At 60.1% G+C, this 21,190-nt stretch carries 9 protein-coding genes; 3 read left to right on the forward strand and 6 right to left on the reverse strand.

What is annotated here, in order from left to right; all coding sequences use genetic code 11:
- The 5 genes from PLJ71_12365 to PLJ71_12385 form a co-directional block, all read right to left on the reverse strand.
- A partial coding sequence (locus PLJ71_12365; GenBank protein ID HQM49472.1) for an Ig-like domain-containing protein occupies positions 1 to 1,975 on the reverse strand: 1,975 nt, incomplete at its 3' end.
- A gap of 344 nt (positions 1,976 to 2,319) precedes the next feature.
- Positions 2,320 to 12,960 carry a PASTA domain-containing protein gene (locus PLJ71_12370; GenBank protein HQM49473.1) on the reverse strand — a complete coding sequence of 3,547 codons (10,641 nt, stop codon included), beginning with the start codon at positions 12,958 to 12,960 and terminating at the stop codon, positions 2,320 to 2,322.
- Between the two features lie 1,588 nt (positions 12,961 to 14,548).
- Positions 14,549 to 14,965: a hypothetical protein gene (locus PLJ71_12375; protein ID HQM49474.1), complete on the reverse strand. Its 417-nt coding sequence runs from the start codon at positions 14,963 to 14,965 to the stop codon at positions 14,549 to 14,551.
- Between the two features lie 189 nt (positions 14,966 to 15,154).
- Entirely contained in the window at positions 15,155 to 15,943 is a 789-nt protein-coding gene (locus PLJ71_12380) for a DUF1080 domain-containing protein (protein HQM49475.1), read from the reverse strand.
- An 83-nt stretch (positions 15,944 to 16,026) separates the two neighbouring features.
- Positions 16,027 to 17,457: an Nramp family divalent metal transporter gene (locus PLJ71_12385; GenBank protein ID HQM49476.1), complete on the reverse strand. Its 1,431-nt coding sequence runs from the start codon at positions 17,455 to 17,457 to the stop codon at positions 16,027 to 16,029.
- Positions 17,458 to 17,884: 427 nt separating this feature from the next.
- Between PLJ71_12385 and PLJ71_12390 the strand changes: the two genes are divergently transcribed.
- Together PLJ71_12390 and PLJ71_12395 are read left to right on the forward strand one after the other, a co-directional pair.
- Positions 17,885 to 18,349 (forward strand): YbhB/YbcL family Raf kinase inhibitor-like protein, encoded by a 465-nt coding sequence (locus PLJ71_12390; GenBank protein HQM49477.1) that lies wholly within the window; start codon positions 17,885 to 17,887, stop codon positions 18,347 to 18,349.
- A gap of 156 nt (positions 18,350 to 18,505) precedes the next feature.
- Entirely contained in the window at positions 18,506 to 19,465 is a 960-nt protein-coding gene (locus tag PLJ71_12395) for a serine/threonine-protein kinase (GenBank protein HQM49478.1), read from the forward strand.
- 12 nt (positions 19,466 to 19,477) lie between these two features.
- Here the strand turns inward: PLJ71_12395 and PLJ71_12400 are convergent, their stop codons facing one another.
- Positions 19,478 to 20,434, reverse strand: a complete 957-nt coding sequence (locus tag PLJ71_12400; GenBank protein ID HQM49479.1) for an alpha/beta hydrolase — start codon at positions 20,432 to 20,434, stop codon at positions 19,478 to 19,480.
- Positions 20,435 to 20,640: 206 nt separating this feature from the next.
- On the opposite strand from PLJ71_12400, the gene pal reads away from it, so the two are divergent.
- Positions 20,641 to 21,180 carry a peptidoglycan-associated lipoprotein Pal gene (gene pal / locus PLJ71_12405; protein ID HQM49480.1) on the forward strand — a complete coding sequence of 180 codons (540 nt, stop codon included), beginning with the start codon at positions 20,641 to 20,643 and terminating at the stop codon, positions 21,178 to 21,180.
- Positions 21,181 to 21,190 lie beyond the last annotated feature (10 nt).

Below are 21,190 nucleotides of genomic sequence, written 5' to 3' on the forward strand. Positions count from 1 at the left end.
AGACCATCACGTAATCCGGATCACTGTCAAATTCGTAATCCCTCACTACCAGCGATAGAACGAAATCGCCCGCAACGTCCGGAATGAACGACGGACTCGCGGTATCCCAACCGGCGATATCGTTGTCCGTCAACGCACTCGCGGGCGGCAGGCTCTCGAAACGCCACTCGTAAGCGATCAAGTCGCCGTCCACGTCGTACGAGTCGCTGCCGTCCAGGGTGATTGTTCGACCGGTGAGCGCGTTGATCTGGTCATCGCCCGCGTCCGCAACCGGCGCGTCGTTGACCGGCGTGACCGTGATGGTCACCGTCGCTTCATTGCTGTCGAGTGCTCCGTCGTTGGCTCTGTACGTGAAGCTGTCCTGGCCGTTGTAATTCGCCTCGGGCTGGTATACGAACGAACCATCCGCGTTGAACGTCAGAGTGCCCTGGCTGGGGCCACTCACCAGCACCGCCATCAGGGCGTCGCCGTCTTCGTCTGTATCGTTGCCCAAAACGCCCGGCGCAGTGACCGCCAGCGTCTGGTCCTCAGCCACCGTGTAGGCATCATCGATTCCTACGGGTTGCTCTCCAGCAGGCGTGATAGTAATCGAGACCGTTGCTGCAAGACTCACGACAATCTGATCGCTTGCCACGTACCTGAAGCTGTCTGGACCGCTGTAATCGGCTGCTGGCGTATAGCTGAACGAACCATTCGGATTCAGAGTGAGCGTTCCGTGGCTCACGCCCGTAAGCAGCACCGCCGTAAGAACGTTGCCATCCGGGTCACTGTCGTTGCCCAAAACGCCCGGAGCAGCCACTGTAAGTGCTTGGTCCTCGGAGACCGTGTATGAATCATTCGCGGCTACAGGCCGATCGTTGACGGGCGTTACCGTGATGCTCACCGTCGCTATGCTGCTATCCAATTCACCGTCATTGGCCAGATAAGTGAAGCTGTCTGATCCGCTGTAATTTGCCGCTGGCACGTACGAAAACGAGCCGTCGGCGTTCAGTGTCAGAACGCCGTGGCTCACGCCGCTTACCAGCATGGCCGTCAGGGCGTCACCATCCGGGTCGCTGTCGTTGCCTAAAACGCCCGGCGCGGTCACCGTCAGGGTCTGGTCCTCAGCCACCGTATAGGCATCGGACGCCGCTCCTGGGACATCGTTAAGCGGCGCAACCGTGATGGTGACCGTAACGATTTCGGAATCCAGCTTGGCCAGTGGGAAACCTTCGTATTGCAGATTCTTGAGCGGGGCACGGCCCGCAAGAACCGCCTCAATGATTAATTGGATATCCACGGCGTTTACACAGCCGTCACGGTTAATATCCCCCCTGGCTCCCTGTACGCCCAAAGCCTCGTTGATGACCATTTGAACATCACTGGCGTCGAACCGTCCGTCTCCGCCCGGGTCAGGCAAGGTATCTCCGCCCGTCCCGGTCTGGCCTGGCTCATCGCTTGCTTTGTACGTGAAACTATCGATGCCAAAGAAATTGCTGTCGGGGACGTATTGAAATGAGCCATCCGGGCTGAACGTCAGCGCGCCGCAGCTCACGCCGTCAACAAGCAGGGCCGTCAAGGCGTCGCCATCAGGGTCGGTGTCGTTGGCCAACACGCCCGGCGCTGGCACGGTCAGCGTCTCGTCCTCGGACACCGCGTAAGCGTCACCGTTGGCAACAGGCGGCTGGTTCTCCTCTGGGATAGGCGTCTCGACTAGAGGCGTGAGAATTGCGCCCCCGCCGAGACGGTACTCAGCGTACCCGGATAGAACCTGGGTACCATTTTCATCAACTGGCACATTGACCCTGTAGACAAACGTCGCAGGAAAAGCCGCCACAGTGAGATATACGAACTCCAGCATCCCGGAAGTGCCCGGCGCAGGAGCGATTATAGGGGAGGGTCCGCTCACATAACTGTCGTAAGTCCAGCCGCTTGGGAGAGTCTCGTACAGGGCCAGGGCGGTGACTTGGGCGGTGCCTTCCCTGTTGAAAGTCACCGCAACGTCCAGAGTTTGGTCCGGGAGGTAATAACCCTGGGGAACAGATCTCTCTATTGTGAGAATCGTCTCTTGCGCACTGGCAGGGCTGGTGCTAAGGGAAATGAGACCAAGGACCAAAGTGCCAGATAGAATTGCTCTGGCCCATTGAGAAAGCCTTCCCCTGTACCGCATTTCTAGCTCCTTTCGACGAGTTCACTGCCCACGAACTTATACTTGACACACAGTGTACACCCGTCACGATCAGTCCCGGAAGATCTCAGTTCGGTAACCCTCGGTACACTTTCTCCTCAGGTCATATTCCTTGCCGCCCACATTGTTGATGCCGGTTCACACCAAAACTTCTATTCTATAGTGATTCCTCCGGCGCTGCTGCTCTTCCCCTGGTTCTTCCACACTTGGACGATAACCGCCTGAATGTCGGCGGCGTCCACATGTCCAGATGTATTGATGTCGCAATCATGGGCCCCAGGAATACCGAGTGCGGCGTTGATGACGAGCTGCAGGTCGATTGCGTCGACTTTGCCGTCGTTGTTCACGTCACCCTTGATGCCCGTTGGGGGCTTCTCGTCGCCAGGCCGTTCGGAGGGCGTTTGGCCGTGTCCGTCCGCGGAACCATCCGGTTCGTTAACGACTTGTGCCTGCTGCTCGGGACCCGTGGTGCGGTACAGCGCCTTGCCTGTAAGGCCGGTCACGCCGGTCTTGCCCGAGTCTGACCGTATGCGGTATGTCACGTGGGCGGGCAACGGTGGCGTCCAGATCCAGGCGAAATTCAGTTCGCCCGAGTCGCCCGGGACGGGCGCGATGGCAGGCGGTTCGGAGGCGTCAACGATGCTCTCGAAGGTCCAGGCCGCCGGGAGCGTTTCCACCAGTCCTAGGGCAGAGACCACTTCTGTTCCGACGCCCGTGAACGTTACCGTGACTTCGGAGGCGTCTCCGCTAGCGACGATGTGGCGTGTTGCGTGCAGCGCTAGCACCGTCGCATCACTCACAACGTTCATCTTCGCGGTCCCTGCCTTGGCGGCGAGTCCGGGTGCGTATCCGTCTTCCGTGCCCTCCGCGACATGGTAGCCGCCCATATTGTAGAACTGAATCATGCGGAGGATTTCCGACACGCTGATCATCCAGTTCCGTGGATTGTAGTCGTTGTCATGCGGCAGGCAGGAGGGATCGGGCGCGCCGGGAACGCCGGGTTCATAGCCATCTTCCGTTCCGACGGCACAGTGATAACCCCCCAGGTTATAGAACTGGATGACCCGCAGGATCTCCGACACGCTGATGAGATTGTTCGCGGGATTGTAGTCCAGCGAATGGTACATGCGTTCTGATATCGAACCCAAGCCACCAATAGCTGCTGTCTGCTCAGGGCCTCCGGCCCGTTGGTATAGTACGTCGCCCGAGAAGGCCTTGTCGCCTGTCTGGCCTGTTGGCACGTTCACCCGATAGGTAAATGTGTACGGGAACTCGGGGATGCACGACCAGACGAACTCGAGCGTGCCGGTTGCGCCGGGACTCGGGATTGTCGCGGGACCACACCCCGACGGGCTGAAGCTCACGAGCGAGTCAAACGTCCAGCCCGCGGGGAGCTCTTCGGTCACGCTTAGCGCGGTCAGATCGTCCGCTCCAAGATTGTCAATAGTCACCGTGATGTTCTCGACCCCCGGCGACGAGTACTTGTAGTACCAGAACGAGCGGGACGCCGCAATATCCACTTCACACGCCGTCACACTGATTGTGACCGTCGCGACGTTGCTGTCGAACCCGCCATCGTTTGCCACGTACGTGAAGCTGTCCGTTTCCGCGTACCCTGCATCCGGCGCGTACTTGAAAGAGCCGTCGGCATTCAGTGTAAGGGCGCCGTGGCTCACGGTACTGACAAGTATCGCCGTGAGCGGGTCACCCTGGGGATCCATATCATTGCCCAGCACGCCCGGCGCAGGCACCGACAACGGCGCGTCCGCGCAGACCGAATAGCTATCATCCTGGGCCATCGGCGCGCCGGGCCCTTTGGATACAACCAAGTCAACCGCTGTACCCGCGGCCACTGGCGTGCCGCAAGCGGGATCCTGTGAAATAACCAGCCCCGCGGGGACTGTCGAGCTGTACTCCTCCGTCACCGTTCCAACGGCAAGACCCGCTCCTTTCAGGGTCGTTTGGGCGGTTGGAAGGGTCATATCCGTCACACATGGCACGGGTATGGTGCTTCCCGTGGAAATGACCAAATCCACGGCAGCGCCCGGCTTCGCGCCCTCGAGGCAGTCGCCGGCCGGGGGATCTTGGTTGATTACGCAACCCTCGGAAACCGTGTGGCTCGCAGCGTGCGAGATGCTGCCTATCGTGAGCCCGGCCGCCAGAACGGCTGCCGTAGCGTCCGATTCGGTCATTCCGACCAGGGACGGCACACTCACTCTGACGTCGACCAGAGTCTGAGCTTCCGCCGTCGTGGGGGGAGCTTCTTCGAGGTGGCCGACGTTGTCTTGAGCGCACGCCGCGAAGGCATACGTGTGACCGTCCTGTCCCGTGAACGTCTCCGCGGTCTGTGTCGTGTCGTTGATCCACAACATCCACTCCCCGCCATCGTCCTGCACGAAGAGGTCATACGACGCGATGCCCGACCCGTTGGGCGAGTCTTCGCCCGTCCACGAGACCGTGAATGCAGCCGTGCACGTCGTCTCCGGCAGCGGCAGCACCGTGGCAGTCGGCACGATAGCGTCTATGGTAACGAGCGCCTCTTTGTTCGGGTCGGTGCCCTGGGAAGGATCGTGCGGATCAACCTGGTTGGTGGCAATGGTCTCGCCGAAGTCGAACTGGATCGTGGCGATGTTGCGGATCTCTGTGCCGTCGGGCACATCAGGAAGGGGCCGCACCACGAACGAGATCTGCCCCTTACCGTGCCCCGTTCCGTCTTCCGGAGGCAGCAGGCCGTAGTCCACTGTCGGCGGCAGGCCCGTCTCCGGGTCGATAGTGTAGAGCACCGCGTACACCTCGCCGGACGCCGGGTCCAGTCCGGCCACTATCTCCGCCTCGAGTTGTTTCCCGTCCTGGGTGAACGGCACGGTCGTCTCGAAGTACTGCGATCCTCTCGGCACCGTCACCAGCTGGTCCCCGAAACCCACCTCCGTCAGTTCAAACGTGGACCAGTCCAGATCTGCGCTGAGCGGATCGGAAATCACTACTAGTTGCGCGGGCGCTGTGGCGGTCGGGTCGTTTTCAAAGTCGATCCGGTACGGGAGCAACGAATCCACGGTCACATAGTTGCTATCCCCAAAACCCCCCGGACCAGGTTTTCCGTTGGGGTCCCAACCGCCCCCGGCACCGCTAGAGCCAGTATCGGCAGCTTCGTCGGGCACTTCGGGCTCATCAGGAGGTTCTTCTTCATAAGGACAATACTCGGGATTTCCTCCGGGAGCCACAGGAATTCCATCTTCTTCGTTCATCGTATCTTCAGCCCAATCCCTAATTTTGGCGTACCAGTCACCCTCCCCGCTCAACCACGTAAAGGCAACCAAGCCGGCAACTTGGCCAACCTCAACGCCTATTGTGAGTCCTGCGGCTGCTCCTACGATTCCCCCCAGCGGTGTTCCTATCACTGTTCCTACTCCCAACCCTACTAGCCCGCCTACAATCCCTCCAGCTGTCATCCCGATAAAATCAAAAGCTAACGCAAGATCTACACAAGCGAGGGTTGCAACCGCTTGGGCAATCCTGCTATGCCACTTTGCTTTATCGTACAGGTCTCTTGGCAAGTAGATGTCGCAAAGGCCGCTTGGGTCAGCAAATGATAAGGGGCTATTCGCAGCATAGGTGTAGAGATTAATCCCTCCAGCTATGTAAATGGGATCTTCAGACACAAAGCGTCCAATTCTCGGATCATAGAACCTCGCCCGCATGAGATTGAGTCCCGTACCCTCGCGGGTAACGCCGAGTTCCCCAATATACTCAAACGGGTTCGAGGCGGACGCATCTCGATAGAGCGAATTGCCGAAGGGGTCATACATATAGTCATTGGTGGCTAGCCCCGCTTGAGACAGGAGCTGGCACGTGTTCCCCATTCCGTCGAAAGTGTAGTAACCCAGACTCGCGTCCGGGCCGATTGTGCGGACCAATCCCGCTCCATGGTCGTAGCCGGCGATGAGATTGCCGGTGTCATCGTATTCCCCAACGACATTGCCCAGGCCGATGGGGTCGATGACGAAATGAGCCATCTCACCGTTCTCGCTCGCGGCGACCCGGCCTCCGAAGGCGTTGTAGACGTATTCCCAAACGTTGCTGCCTTTGGTAGCAGAAAGCATGCGATTCTCGTCGTCGTAAGTATAGAAAGTCGTGCCCGTGACCGCCTCTTCCACCGTCCTGTTGCCGTCCCAGTCGTAGTCGTAGGACGTGTCGCGGACCTGGGTATACTGGTTCATGTTGTTGGTGGTGTAGTTCTCGCGTAGGCCATTGGAGATCGTGTAGATGCGGTTGCCGACGCCATCGTACGCGTAGGTAAGGTTCTGGCTGGGGATTTCGGGATCCGTGGAGACCAGCACAGCGTGCGTGAGCTGCCCGAGGTCGTCGTACTCATAGCTCCACGTGCCATAATGCGTGGCCATGCCGACACGGAGGCCCCGGGTGTCATAGGTGTAGTTGAAGAACGAGAGAACCGTGCTGTCGGAGTTGTGATTGACGAGGGAGAGCAACTGCCCCGACGCATCATATTCGTGTGTGGTGTATGAACCGTTGCCGAGGGTCTTCTGGGACAAGCGCCCCATCGCGTCATACGCGTACTCAACAACCGGAGCGCCTGTCTCGTCGGTCATCGTGTCGAGGCGTCCCAGATGGTCGTAGGCGTAGTCGAGACGGTGCCCAAGCTGGTCCAAGCTGGAAGCGCGCCTCCCCGCGGCGTCATAGGTGAACTCCAGCCACCGGCCACCGGGGTAGTCGATGCGGGTGAGGTAATCGTCGGAGTCGTAGGTGTAGTCGGCCGTACCGTGAGCGTCGACCGTGTAGTCCAGATTGCCGCGAGCATCGTAGTGATACTCCATGTCCGTACCGCCGCTGAGGTAGTTTTTCCGCGTCAGCCGGCCGTTCTGGTCGTAATCGTAGTCGACCTGTGCGCCGCGCCGGTTGCTCCAGACATCGGGAAGTCCGGCGTCATCCGTCACCCACGTTTGGGTCGTACCGTTGGCATAAGCGATGGCTTCGAGGTTGCCCTGGGGGTCGTACCCATACTCGGTGCGGTTGCCGTTCGCGTCGGTCAGCCAGCTCAGGCGGTTCAAATCGGCCGTATACCGGAACCGGGTCGTATAGCCCAGGGGATCCGTCGCCGCGGTTAGGTTGCCGCGGTCGTCGTAGGCGTAGGTGAACGTCCGGCCTTCTGCGTCATAAACGGCGGTCTGACGGCCCAATTCGTCGTAGACAAAATGTGCGGCCTTGCCCAGGGCATCCTGCATAGAAGCCGGGCGCCCGGAGTTGTCGAAGTAGTACTGCGTCCACCCCGCCAAAGCGTCCGTCGCGGTGACCCCACCGGTGGAATCGTAAGCGAACAAGACTCCTTCCGCGCCGCCGTTGCGGTATGAGGATGCCAACCGCCCGGAGGTGTCGTAGGTGTAATGTCGCTGTGTACCTCCCGGGAAGACGATCTCTGTGAGCGCGTGTTCAGATGCCGCGCCGGGATTCGTATCGTACGCGTACGTTGTGATCAGTCCGTCATATGCTTCCGCCGACGCCAGGTGTTCGCCCGATGCGTCGTAGGTGAAGATCGTCTGGCGTCCGACCGAATCGGTCACGCTCTGTATCGTTCCCGAGCCGTTGTACGCGAGCTCGAGGAACTGGCTGCCGGGCTGACCGTCGTGCGCGTACGTAAGCCGGGTCAGGAAGTCGCCGCCATACTCAAGCGCGATGCCATTTCCGTTGGGATCTCCCACGGAAACCAGTTTTCCGTCTGCCTGAAAACCGTGAACGAATCCCTCCAATTCGCGTAGAAGGTAGCCGCCTCCCGAAGCGGCCGTCAGCTTGCCGTTGTCGCCGGGCGCAGCGAGATAGCCGCCTCCGGGACGGCTGTCGGGCTGGAAGATACGGGGCGTGCCGCTCATATCGGTGATAACCACCGTGCCGTCGTCTTTTGTCTCAAGGGAGACTTCCCAGTTGTGTTTCCATCCGCGACCGAGCGGTCCGAGTTCAAAGTGGCGCGAGATCGGCTGTGCGTAGGAACGCCGGAAGACGATGGGCATGCCCGGCGCCTGCTCAACGGCGTCCGTGGCAGCGGCGAACTGGGATAGCGGGTTCAACCCGTCGGCCTGTCGGAACTCGAATGCCGCCAGCTTCTGCACATCGTCGACGCGTTGATCAAGGCGGTAGAGATAGGCAGCGTTCTCGGCAAGCATTCGGGCGTAATCGCCCCACGTGGCGCCCACCTGGTTCGTGTAGTTGGTCCAGAGGACATCCCAGGCGTCCTCGCGGACATAATAGGGGCGCAGGTCCGCCTTGAGCGAATCCCAATCCACTGGCGAATCGTTCTCGGCGGACAGCACGCCCACGTTCCACTCGATGGGCGGATAGTCGAAGTCCCAAGGTTTCAGCCAGCCCGCGTAGTAGATGGCCACGCAGCCGCCTTCGCCTGCTTCGAGCACGCCGGTGTTTGCTCCCGAGGCGAGGAACTGCACGGAATGGGAGAATCCTTCGGGCATCACGGCGGTCCAGAACCCCTTGATCACGCGGGTCGGATCAAGTGTCAGCAGAGCGCGCTCGTTGCCATTCTGCGCCGCCGTCACCACCAGCAGCGGCGCGCGCATTGCCACCTCACCTGCGTTGAAGTACTCAACGTACACGGTCGCGAGCTGGTGGTACCCGAAGCGCGACGGCAGGACCAGGTTGGTCTCTATCTCCGGCGGGGGGACATCCATGATCTCGACGGCGGCGGGCAGCAGGTATGAAACGTCGTCGGGCCGCCTCACGCGGATGGCGTACAGGCCCGGGGGCACGGCGCCCGGCTCTAATGTCACCGTTACCCGGCTGAATGAGTTGACATTCACAGTGGCAACTGGATATGCGGTTTCGTCGGACCCAACAAGCTCAACCTGAATCGGCCCTGTAAACCCTACCCCTTCCAGCACGAGGTCGATCGGCGAAGCAGCGCTCAGGCGTTGGGGTGAAGCGGATAGCACCCTCAAATCGACGAACTCGGCCAGAATCGTGAACTCGGCAGGTACGGGTTCCGATTCGGCATAGACAAGGACATACCATGTGCCAGGAGAAGCCGTGGGAATCACCAGCCGCTGGTTCGCGCCGGAGAGGCCTTGGCGGCCGTAGTCATACTCACCGCGACTGGGTACGCTCTCATGGCTTGCGTAGAGCCCGAAAGAGCCGGCTGGCGCGGTCAATGTGAAAACCAGGCTCTTTCCTCCCGGAGCATCGATGCGGTAGTAGCGCGCTCTCTGGCCAGACGGGAACGAACCGGTTCGCGAGACGCCGTCCTGCAAGGCGGGAACGAAAACCTGCGTGGCCTGGGCGTATTCATTGTTAAGCCGATGCTTTTCCAAAACCTTCCATTCATCGTCGAGGCTCAAGATCAGGTAGTAAACCCCATCTTCCATGGGTGGAATGGTATAGTTTAAGGTTGCGGTGTAACTTTCTCCGGCGCCAAGCGCGCTGGCCTGGGACGCGGTGGCAAGGAGCGTGTCCGCAACATCGAGTTGCGGATCCGTGGAGAGATAAAGCGCGTCGGTTCGGTTCACGAGTCCTACGGCCGCATTGCCCGCGTTCGCGGCGGTGTAGGTGACCTCCCCCGGCTCGCCGATTCCACCTCCGCCGGTTGCCTGCACGGCGACGACCGTCAGATCGGGCGCGACTCCAGAGTTCGGGACGACCGTGAGCGTGCGCTGAGACATCAGCAATGGCTCGCCCAAAGCATCGAGCTTACTCAGCTTCACGACGTACTCGCCAAGCTCCGGGAAGGAGACCAGACCGGGGTTTTGCAGGGTAGAGGTACGGCCATCGCCGAACTCCCAAGAATACGATTGCAGGCCGCTCTTGCCTGCGAAGCGCAGCGTATCGCCGGCAAGAATACGCCCCGACCGCGGCGGGGAGAGGATATAGTCCACGTAATACTCGGAGGCGCCCATGTCAATACCGGCGCCAACGGGCCGCGGATGCCCGAGGAGATCGTCTGAAGGAGCGCCGGTAAGCGTGCCGGCGTCGATGCAGGGCGATTCCGGTTGCAGTTGCACGTTGCCCGATGCCGCGTCCACGAACAGTGGGTCTTTGTCGATGTTTCCAGTCCCCGCGTAACCGCCTTGCACGCAGGAGTACGTCACGGTGGCGGTCTCGCTTATCGGATCGGCGCCATTATCCCAAAGAATGCTGTTGACCACTTGTACGGTCGCGGGGTAGCTGAATATTGCGTCACTGCGGTTGCCTGCAAACGTGCAATTCACCACTTGCGAGACAGACACAAGGTACAGCGCTCCACCCAAGGAGGTTCCTTCATTCCCGACAAACACGCAGTTTGTCACGGCACCAATGTTGTAGATGGCACCGCCGTACGCGGACTGATTATCTGCGAACGTGCAGCGGCTTACCCGAGGCACACTATTGTTGTTCTCATCCGAGATTCCCCCACCCCCCTTTGTCGCCTGGTTCCCCACAAAGGTGCAGTCGCTCACCTCTGGGGATGAGGAAGACTCATTGTACATACCCCCGCCGACGGCATAGATGCTGCCACTGGCAACATTGCCTCGGAAGACGCAATGTGTTACCCGCGGCGAGGCCGAACTGTTGTACATCCCCCCGCCATTCTCCGCACTCCCGTCTTGCATCTCAAAACCGTCTAACACCGCAAAATCCGAGCCCGTCACGCATCGCCGCATCCCTTGCCCATCGATGATGATCGGATGGGTAACCCAGTCCCGTTCGCCCCGCAACGTCTCGGTCCCCGCAAATCCTCCATACAGGTGCACGCCACGGCGCAGCGTCACCACCTGGTCTACCGCGCTTGTATATTGGCCTTGCGCCACCCAGAGCTCTGCCGGGTCGGACGATGATGCCCCCGCCGCCACCGCGGCGTCGATGCACTCCTGAATCGTCTGGAACGCATTCTCCCAACTCGAACCGTCCGGAGACTCCGCCGTCGAGGCGGCGTCAACCATCCAAACGCTCCGCGCCTGAGGGTCTGTGTTTCCTTCATATTCCCTGAGATTTGTCAGCCCGTCTCCGTCCGGGTCACCGTTGGCCCCGTTTGCCGGATCCACCGTACCGTCATCGTTCCAATCCAAGTCGTAGTGAGTCTCCCAGCTATCCGGCAGACCATCACCATCCGTATCCACATACTCGTAGGCCCCCATGTCCACTTCCGCCCCTTGTGGACGGGCCAAACCGAAGAAATCTTCGGCTGGCGCCCCGGCACTGGTACCTGTGTCCTGACATGGCGAACTTGGCTTCAGCTGCACGTTCCCCGCCACGGCGTCTACGAACAACGGGTTCTGATCGATGTTGCCGGTCCCCGCGTAACCGCCTTCCACGCACGAGTACGTCACAGTGGCGGTGTCGCGTATCGGATCGTCACCATTACCCCAAAGAATGCTGTTGACCACTTGCACGGTCGCGGGGTAGCTGAATATTGCGTCACTGCGGTTGCCTGCAAACGTGCAATTCACCACTTGCGAGACGGACACAAGGTACAGCGCTCCACCCAGGGAGGTTGCTGTATTCCCGACAAACACGCAGTTTGTCACGGCACCAATGTTGCAGATGGCGCCGCCGTACGCGGACTGATTATCTGCGAAAGTGCAGCGGCTTACCCGAGGCACACTATTGCTGTTCTCATCCGAGATTGCCCCACCCCTCCTTGTCGACCGGTTCCCCATAAAGGTGCAGTCGCTCACCTCTGGGGACGAGGAAGACTCATAGTACATACCCCCGCCGTCGGCATAGATGCTGCCACTGGCAACATTGCCTCGGAAGACACAATGTGTTACCCGCGGCGAGGCCGAACTGTTGTACATGCCGCCACCACTGCCGCCCGACGCCGAGTTCTTCGCAAACGTGCAATCCATCATCTCCGGAGACGACGAAGCGTTGAACATCCCCCCGCCTGCTGTCGTCGCAGTGTTCCCTTCGAACGTACAATTGGCCAATTGCGCCGTACAAGAGACGTTGTTGTACATCCCGGCACCGTCGGCGGCTGTATTGTTTACGAATTCACATGCGGTCACTATCGGCGAGCATGACGAGTAGTTGTGCATGCCACCACCCTTGTCAACAGCGGTGTTATTGAGGAATCTGCAACTCGTGACGACCGGCGAGGAAGATTCAGAATTGGCCATGCCGCCGCCATCGGATTCTGCGCCTGTTACCTGATTGCCCGTGAACACGCAATCGATTACTTGAGGTGAAGAAGAATAGTTGCGCATACCCCCACCCGCAAGCGTCGCCGTGTTCCCCTCAAACGTACAGTTCGACACCGTAGGAGAAGAAGAGTCGTTGTTGTACATCCCGCCGCCGGAGCTGCTTGCCGTGTTGCTCAGGAATTTGCAGTTGGCGACCTGCGGCGAAGAACCGCTGTTGTACATACCTGCACCAGAGGTAGCCTTGCCGTTCCGCATCGTAAACCCGTCCAGCGTCGCGTCGCCTGATGCAATGTCTTGCCCATAGACGCATCGCCGGGCACCTCCTCCGTCGATGATCGTTTCGTGGGCAGCCCAGTCTCGCTGCTCGCGCAATGTCTCGGTACCTGCAAAGCCACCGTATATGTGCACCCCGGACTTCAGCGTCACCACCGGGTCCGTGGCGCTCTTGTAGCCATCCGCCGCCTCCCCGACCCATACTTCCCCGCCACCAGCGGCGTCGGCGGCTTCAATGCCCTCCTGAATTGTCTTGAAGGCATTCGGCCAACTCGAGCCGTCGCCAGACACCGCCACGTCTCCGTCGACTCGATAGACTTCGGCGGGCGCCGTGGCACATACGGCAAGGAGAATGCATACAGAAATGGCGATAGAACGGTAGGTCATGGCTCTTACTCCGTGCCCCGGCAACCGGGCGGTACACTCCCCGACGGCTACCCAATGCCCCCCTCGAATTCCTTCCGCGACCGCAACCTGGAATGCTCTTTTCCATACTAGACGGCTAGCATGAAGACGTCAATAGGAATCCTCATAAACTGGCTCGCTGCAGGCAGGTTGGTTTCGCCGTGTCCAATCCTCTTCAAGCATTCGGACGCGTCCGCGACAACACCGCCCAAATAGCTGACGATATAACACTTACAGTGACAGCTCATGACCCTCGGGCCGCTTTCCCTCGCAAGGGTGTATGCGTGGTCGAGCTCGGTTCAGGGTCGGGAGGATGGCGTTCCTGGGGGCGGGGACGTGTTGCTGGAGATCCAGTCTTGGCTGGATAGCATCGCGCAGGAGCGCGTCGCGGGTGCAAGCGGGGGACGAAAGGTGAACGTGGTCCATGACCGGGGAGCACGCATCGCTAAGGCGCGAGCTAACCCAGCCCGCGCGATGGCGTCCCAAGCTCTTGCCGCCTTTGTCAGGACACCGGCGTCGGAAGGGCCTAACGCTTGGAGAACCACGTTGCTGCTCTGAAATACCTGAAGCACATTGCCGACATGAGATAATCTCCGATGACGGGTAGAATTCTCAGGATGCGACCTGTTTGACCTTTGGACCGCCATCATTCTCAAAACAGTCTCACCCAAACACAAAAAATCTGAAAAATTTCGCGCGAGCGATAGTAGAAACGTCCCTCGGGACAACTTTCCCCCCCTGCCCCCGGTCCTTGTTCCAAATCGCGGCCGTGGATCATTCTCGATCCCACGCCTCGCACGGCGGCGGACTTGTCCACATGGGATGGGGGCGCGCTTCTCATTACGACCTCGACGGCCCGCGCTTTGGCCGTGCGCCAAGCCATAGGGCTCGGCAGTCGCTCATGTCCAAAACACCTGGTCTGTGCCCGCCATCAGCACGTAGGCCATAGGCGCGCGGGGGGAGGGGGAGGGGACAACGATGGAGCCTGCAGTCCTCATCTCGGCTCCGCACCTCGACCTCGGCGACTGGCGCCCCGACGTTTGGCACGGGCGCCGTCATAGCCACTGGCGGGCAGCCAGGGGTGCCGGGCGTACGTCTGCCATCGGAATGGACAAGCAGTTTGCCTGAAGCCAGGGCCCTGGGCGCTTACCGGCCACAGGCAGCTCGGTCATCAAGAGCAGGGGAGAGAAGGGGAGGGATGCCACGAACGGGCAGGCTTCGAGCTCCAGCATCCAGGATTTAGCCCGGCGCCTCCAAGGGCGCCGGGGACGCGACCCAGGTTCACACGTCATTGTCCTTGGGCGCCTGACCCAGCATCTGGAGCAGTTGCTGTCGGTCATTCGTCGACAGATTCCGTATCGCCTCAGCAATGGCCTCCAGGCGGTCTACTTGCATGCCATCCTGGAATCTGGTGCAAGCATTGGTGCAAGCGTCAGAATCCGGCTCCGTAAGTTCCTTATTCTCAGCACTTACGATTGACTGCCCTCTGCCTCCGGAGCAATAGGTCGTGCGTTCGAATCGCACCGGGCGCGCCATTTCTTTGCGTCGCCGGGCATCTGTGACGACGTGCTCAACCCATAACCAGAGGCAACAACAGCAGGAGCAAGGCAGCCATCGACCATCGCCTGTGTCCCGTACGCTTTCGGGCTCGCACCATGGGCCAGGAGAGCAATACCGGCAGCGCAACCATAGCGCCCAATCGAATCTTCGATTCCTCGGGAAAGACAGTGATGGTGGTTCCCAGATAGTCGACATCTCGCGGCACGAATGCATTGTCCTCGGCCATATCCTCGGGCGAGAGGAGCGTGCGGAAGCGCGCGTCAGCATCTGCTTCCTGCACATGCAAGAGCGCCCGTTGCCCGGTCTCGACGGTTGGCTGATCCACAATTTCAAGAGGAAAGAACCCGCCGTCGGCAAAACAGGGATAACAAACCACCAGGGTCAAAAGAACGAGAGGAGCCCCAACACAAACCGTTCTCGCCGTCATCGTGTACCTTACCGCCCACCTCTCTCCACGCATTGCCATTCTCTTCCGGCATGATACAACGAATCACGAACGCAAAAAGGCGATCGGATATGATAACGTTTGAGCGATTGCCACAGTGCCTTATATTGTAGGCTCAGCGGCCGTGAAAAAAACCGTGCCCCGGCGCCAGGTCTAGAAAAGCACTCGCAGCTACTCCGCGGGGGATGTCCCCCCGTTGAGGCGTTTCAGGCGAATATCTTTGAACTGCACGGTCATGGGGGCGCCGCTGTGCAGTTGGAGGGCAAGGATGCCCGAGAAGTCCTGCTGATTGGGGTCGTTGTCCTCGACTTCGGCAACGGTCCGGCCGTTGACTTTCAGCGTGATGACCGGTCCGCGGCAGAGCAGGTGGTATTCATGCCAGTCCTCGAGCTTGAATCGCGCGGGAGCGTCGGCGTCCTCGAGCCTGGTCGTCGTTGGCGCGCCGTCCGTAGCGAACACGGTCTTCTCGCCGCGCCAGGCAAGGGTATGACGGCCGAACTCGTCGTACAACCGCACCAGCCAGGGCGTTTGGGTGTTGTTGTCGACCTGGTACCCGCGGCAGTCGTCCGTAATGTCGCCGTTGAACATCTCGCTGCGGAACTGAAAACCTCCATTGACGCTCTCATCGCTGATGATGCGGTGGCGGAGCTTCAGTTCGAAGTCTTCGAGCTTTCCTCCCTGCCAGACGAGGTAATGGTTGCGGCTGGTGGGATGTTCCGCGGTGATCTTGGCTGTAATGGCACCATCCTCTACGGACCAGAAGCTCGCGTCCGCGGCTTTCCATCCGGTCAAGGTTTTCCCGTCAAAGAGGGATTCGAATCCCGGTTCATCCGTAAGCGGCGGCAGGGGATCGGGTTCGACGGCAGGCGCAGCGGCCTGTGTTTCTTGGGGTACCGCACTCAGGCCAAGGAACAGCAGCAGACATGATACAGCGACGATTCCAAGCGCTTTCTTCTCCATACCAGCCCCCTTAAGCACCGTGAACGACAAGGCATAGGCGCACGCCATTATAGCAAACGAGGGTCTGCCATCCGCGCAAATGCCTATTTGGCAGCCAGGGTTTCGGGAAACCGGGCCACGCAGAAATAGCCGAAGACCACAAAAGCCAGAAGCAGCCCGAAGGCGAAGATCGGGTGGGGTTTCAGGATGCGCCGCGCGTCTTCCGAGAAGAATTGGGGCATCACGAGGTAAAGGACCAGGCCCACGGCCAATGCTTGCAGGGGGGTGAGGAGAAGCCCGTCCAGCACTGCTCCCAGCTTGACGAGGAACACCGGTTTCAACCCCAACGTATAGACAATAACCATGTTGGACAGGGCATAGCAGACCAGGATGAAGCGGAACTGGTGTTTCCACGGATATCGGCCCACACGGGGAACCAGCAGCCGGAAACAGTCCGCCAGCAATCGAGGCCAGCCCGCAAACTGGCCCAGCATCGTGCTGATCATGGCCGCCAGCCCGGACAGGATGAACAGGTGCGCGCCGATAGCGCCCCATTTCTCACTGAAAATGCGCGATAGCTCGAGCGCCACGTTCGAACCGTCGGGGGCGATCTGGACGGGTCCCAGGACGCCCGCTCCCGCGATCATGAACGCCGAGGTCACCGTGACCCCGATCAGGAAGGCCATTGTGGCGTCCAGATAGACCGCCCGGCACCATCCCCGGAGATTCCTGGCGGTTTCGGCATCGATTTGTTTGAGTTCGCTGGGGTCGAGGGGGCGTCCGTATTCCTTTCCCTTCGTCATGCCGTAGCCCGCGCCAAACACCCAGTAGGTGTACCAGACCTGGCTGGCAAATCCCCCGGCCGCCCATCCCAGCAGCGGCAGGATCTCGCCCCAGGGGGCCGGGCCTATCGCGTATTTTTCTACTGCCCACGCGGGGAGGTTAGGCGCCTCCAGTCCAATCAGACCGAAGAATACCTCGCTCCACCCCGGCCAAGTCGTGCAGGCAACATCGAACACCCCAATGATAATCAGCGCAACAAGGACCGACATGACTTTCTTGAGCGGGTCAAACTTGCCGCTCCAGACCAGCGCAATCACTGCCAACGTAATCGCCCAACCAAGAATGAACTCGGGGAGCGGAATGAAATATGCCGCGAATAGGGCAGCCACGCTCGCCAAAGCCCCTGTAGCAATCGCTCCGGAACAAATCTGACCCATCAAGACCGGCCAAATCACCCAGTTGCGGGGGCCTGGCGTCCTTCCCATCATATCGACCATGCACTCGCCCGTACACACCGTGTAGCGGGCGCCCGCTATTCCAATCCACAGCTTGGCAAAGATGGCTATTGCCGGGACCCACAACGCGGCGACCCCCAGAATCGCCCCCGTACGTGTAGACAAGACCACTTCGCCCGAGCCGATATACTCGCCGCACCACACCAGGCCCGGCCCCAGCACCATCAGCAGCGCCAGCCCGCGGGGAGGTGCGCCAATGCCATTTCTCCGGCCCTCTGCCTTCGTCTCGGATTCCATACGCCAGTTGTCCCCAGTTAAGGTGCCCCCTTACGACGCACATACTACCGGCACAGACAGGAGGGGTCAATAAATGCTGCCCCTCGCAAAAAACACGGTTTCGATGTAGTATGGGTGCGGGTTGTAGAGAAACTTGGCGTATGAATCTGGGGTATGCCTCCCGCGAACGGACGAAAGGAGGCGGAAGATGAGTGCCAATCCCCATCGCTTCCATGCCGGATGGTCCGGCTGTTGGCTTCTTGCCTTGGCAGTGGCCTTCGCGGCCGGATGCCAGAAAGCCCAGTCGCCGGTGGCGGGCGGACGCGAAGTGGAACCGGAGACCGCCCCTCCAAGCCAGCCGGAGCCGGCAGCATCCCCTGCCGGAACCGCCACTGCCGTGCAAAAAACCGCCACTGCCGGCGAACCCGCACAGGAAGGAGGAAAGTCAATGAAACTCACCATCACCAGTTCCGCTTTCGCGGACCAGGGAACCATGCCGCGGCGGTATACGGGCGACGGCGACGATGTGTCGCCTCCGCTGGCATGGTCCGGCATCCCTGAGGGGACACAGTCCTTGGCCTTGATCTGCGACGATCCGGACGCGCCGGTCGGCACCTGGGTGCATTGGGTGATCTGGAACATCCCAGCCGGTGAGACGGGACTTGCGGAGGGCATCCCGCCTGAGGAACGGGAGTTGTCTAATAGTGCTGTGCAGGGCACAAACGACTTCCGGAAGACCGGCTATGGCGGCCCCGCACCGCCTCGCGGGCCCGTCCACCGATATTTCTTCAAGCTATACGCGTTGGATACGACCCTCGACCTGGCGCCCGGCTCAAAGAAAGCAGCGCTGGAAAAGGCCATGCAGGGTCATATCCGGGCCCAAGCTCAACTTGTTGGCCGCTATAGCCGTTAGGAGCAGCTGTTGTAACACCATCGCCGAGAGTACGCCGAGGTACCGGAGGCCACTCAGTTGGAGGGTCGGCGTGACTGCGCAAACCCTTTTCCGAAAATGCACCCGATGTGCTAAAGTATGCGGCCAGACAGAGTTGCACGGATATGGGCGGACAACATGCCAGCGGAAACCGCGAAGAGCGAATACAAGCCGGGTGAATACATCGCCAAGCGCTATGAAGTAAAGAAAGTGCTAGGAAAAGGCGGGATGGGCATGGTCTATCTGGTGCTGGACCATAAGTCCGGCGAAACCATCGCCTTGAAGACGATTCGCCCCGAATACACCACCAGCGGTGCTGCCTTACACCGGTTCGGCCGCGAAGTCCGCACCATTCGCAAACTCAACCACCCCGGCATTGTGCGCATCCGCGACGCCTTCCGTTGTGACAGGCTGGTCTTTTACACCATGGACTACGTCAAGGGTTGGAGCCTCCGGGACATCATCCGCGAGCGCTCGCGCCTGGGTTTAGGCTCGACCACGCGCATCCTGGCGCTTGTCGCTGACGCGCTCCAGCACGCCCATCAGTTCACGATTCATAGGGACCTGTCGCCGGAGAACGTGATGGTTCTCGCCGACGGCTCGATCCGCTTGCTGGATTTCGGCTTGGCGAAACTTACCGATACCGAACCCGCGTTCACGCGGATCGGTGTAACCCTCGGGAAACATCCTTATCTCTCCCCCGAACAACTCATCAGCGCAGCGGATGTGGACCACCGGACGGACATCTACGCCCTCGGCGTAATGTTCTACGAGATGCTCACAGGGCAACTCCCAGAGGACGACAAGACGATCACCGGCGTGGTTCCTACGCTGCCTGAAAGCTGTGACATCTTCTATGAAAAGGCTACAGCCAAATCGCCGGACGCGCGTTTCGCTACAGCGGGCGAATTCCGCAAAGCGCTCTTGGGCCTGTATCGGGCCGTACGGCCGGAATCTGCTCCCGCATCCCAAGTGCCCGTCGGCAGGCCGGTAACCGGTCCCCCGGCGGCGCCGGTTCGGGAGCCAAAGAGCTTCTGGGAGCGCCTGAAGGCGCTGTTTCGCTGGCGTGCCCCGGGCAAAGTGCGCGGAAACGACTAGCTGATCCCGGGTTCATTCACAGACAGTGCCGTCCACGGCAGGCAATGGCTCGGCCTTGTCGGAGTATACCGTCCCAGCCGGCGTCCCGCCATGGACTTCCAGGAACTCCAGCATACGCGCGAACGCCTCCTTGCGTTCTCTCCAATGGCTATAGTCGAATGCGTGGCCGCGGCCCTCGAAAAGCATCAGGTCCGTGGGAACGCCAAGTTCCGCCAACCGGGCATGTGCGTCCACGGACTGCTCAGAATGAACGATGGAATCCCTTTTCCCGTGGATGAAGAAGATGGGTTTGCTGAAGGGACGCGCATAGGTGACCGGGGAGGCGTAAACATAAGGGTCCTGCCCCTGCGCTGCCCAGTCCGCCTCCCTTACGAACTTCCAAACGTACGAGCGCCAGACCGGATTGAACCACCGCCGCTCGGGCGGGTCTCTGAACTTTGTCAAATCCACCGCTCCGTATAAGCTGATGGCCGCGCTGACAGCGCTCGAGACCCCGGTATTCTGCTCGCCCTCGAACCCGTCCTCCGGCACAGAGGTTGCCAGAAAAGCCGACAAATGCCCCCCCGCGGACGCTCCAAACGCGAAAATGCGGTCTGGGTCAACCCCGTATTCGCCGGCATGGAGCCGCACCCAGCGCACCGCTCCTTTGACGTCGTAGAGGCAGTTCGGAAATGCATACCGCGGCAGGATTCGGTAATCCACCGCGAAAACCACGTATCCGCGCCGGGCAAATTCGTGCAGGTACCACCATTGCTGCGTACGGGGCCCATGCAGCCAGGCGCCTCCATGTATGGCTACAATAGCGGGAAGGGGCTCCGCAGGGCGTGTTTTCACCTGATAGACGTTGAGGCGGAGCTGCCGCCCGAGCGGTCGGGCATAAGGAACGCCTCTCTCCACCCGCAGGTCGCGGGCGCACGAACAGAAGAAGCAAACGAAACAGACGGCGGCAACCAGGAGTTTCAAACGCATGGCCAAGAATCATAGGCGTGCCGGCTAGAGAAATGCAATTCCGCACCCGCCGGTGCACTCTGTGAAACTTTTGCCTGTATTGTGATATTTACCGTACAGGTTCGAGAATAGTTCAGGTTGATCGGTAGTGGTGACTCTGCTACGATCAGAGCGGTACCGTACCTGTTCAGCCACGGCCACATTAACGGAAAGAGGAAGAGAGAGAAATGTCACACAAATCGTCTATGAAACTCGCCATCTTGGGTTTGGTTATCATCGCTGTCGCGGCAGGCGGCTGCGGTGGCAAGAAGGGCGCGCAGATTACGCCCGACCTGACCACGGACAGCGGCGCAGGCCGTACCACGGGGCCCGAGACCACGACAGGAACGGGCTTGCCCGATATCAATCAGGAGAATGTTATTTTCGAAAAACTTGGCCAGGCTGGCACGGTGTATTTCGCTTACGATAGTTCAGAGCTCAACCCCACGGCTCTTACCACGCTAAAACAAAATGCCGAGCTCATCAAGCAGCTGCCCAACACGCTCATCCAGCTCGAAGGGCATTGCGATGAACGCGGAACACAGGAGTATAATCTGGCGCTGGGCGAACGGCGGGCCATGGCCGTCCGCGATTATTTGATCCGCCTGGGAATCTCGGGCGACCGTCTGGTGACGATTAGCTACGGAGAAGAAGATCCGGCGGATCCCGGCCACACCGAATCGGCTTGGGCAAAGAACCGTCGCGTCGAATTCAACCGCGCGAACTAAGTGAGGTCTC

This window comes from Candidatus Hydrogenedentota bacterium (assembly GCA_035416745.1).
In the GTDB taxonomy this organism is placed as follows: Bacteria; Hydrogenedentota; Hydrogenedentia; order Hydrogenedentales; family SLHB01; genus UBA2224.